Origin of the sequence: Photorhabdus australis DSM 17609 (assembly GCF_000711895.1) — a bacterium.
Classification (GTDB): Bacteria; Pseudomonadota; Gammaproteobacteria; order Enterobacterales; family Enterobacteriaceae; genus Photorhabdus; species Photorhabdus australis.
In genome coordinates this window covers 1-1,021 of sequence record NZ_JONO01000141.1, presented here as the reverse complement: position 1 = coordinate 1,021, position 1,021 = coordinate 1, and the positions used below count along the sequence as shown (strand labels likewise).

The 1,021-nt window shown below is 40.7% G+C and carries 1 protein-coding gene; it reads left to right on the top strand.

Annotated elements, in window-relative coordinates; genetic code table 11:
• On the top strand, positions 1-1,021 hold a 1,021-nt coding region (locus BO26_RS18580), incomplete at both ends, for a hemagglutinin repeat-containing protein (protein ID WP_036774138.1).

Genomic DNA, 1,021 nt, shown 5'->3' with positions numbered 1-1,021 from the left:
CTATAACCGATTCACTGAATATCCCTACGGGGATCTATCAACTGGCTTCTAATGGTATTTCTGGAAAAATTGACACCTATCATCAATGGGATGATAAAAATTATCATCTCTTACCCAACGGTGAAGTCAAATATGATATTAGAAAAGACAAACTGGTGGTTGAGCGCGCCAGTATTATAGCAAAAGGTCATCTTGTCGCCGACTTTAGTGACAGTATTCATATTGATACTCATTATCCTTACAGTTCCCCGGCAGGTTTCAATTTATTCAATTATCCCGTCGACAGTGAAAAACTGCCCGCAATACTGTCCGCTGAAAATATCCTATTACATGCGGGAAAAATAACCCTCAGTGATAAAATCAACGCGGCTCATGATGTCAATATTGTTTCAGAGAGTGATATCACCCTAAAAAATTCCATACTTTTGTCCCCTAATAGTTTATCTATGGTGGCTGTCAATAATATCTCTCTCTGGCGCAGTCATATCAGCGGAAAGGCGGTGACCGCGCTCAGTCGTTATGGAGATATTGCATTTCATAACGGTGATGAAGTCGGCCATATTTGGGAACAACATAGAACGGGTGAGCATCCCGCATCCAATCAATTAAATGCCCGTGGTAATTTAACTATCAATTCGGGTAAAAACCTGCTTTTACAAAATGTCTATTTACAACCGGCTGAAAATATCTCTTTGTCAGCCAGTCATGATGTCACCATAGAAAACCATGCAGATACTTATACTTTTGCAAAATCAACGTCAGCCAATCGGCATCATGCCCCCATATCGGGAATTTTAACTGCCTTAAAATCATTAACGATTAATGCGGGGAATACGCTTTCTGCCAAAGGCTCAGAGATGTCTGCCGGAAAAGATATTTATTTAAGTGCAGCCAAAGATATTGATCTCAGTGCTTGTGAACCCAGGTATCAGGCTGATTTATCGTTATCCCAGGGATCAGCCATATACAGCAGTAAAATCACGGCAAAGGATCATGTCAGTATTATCAGTGGGGCAGACAT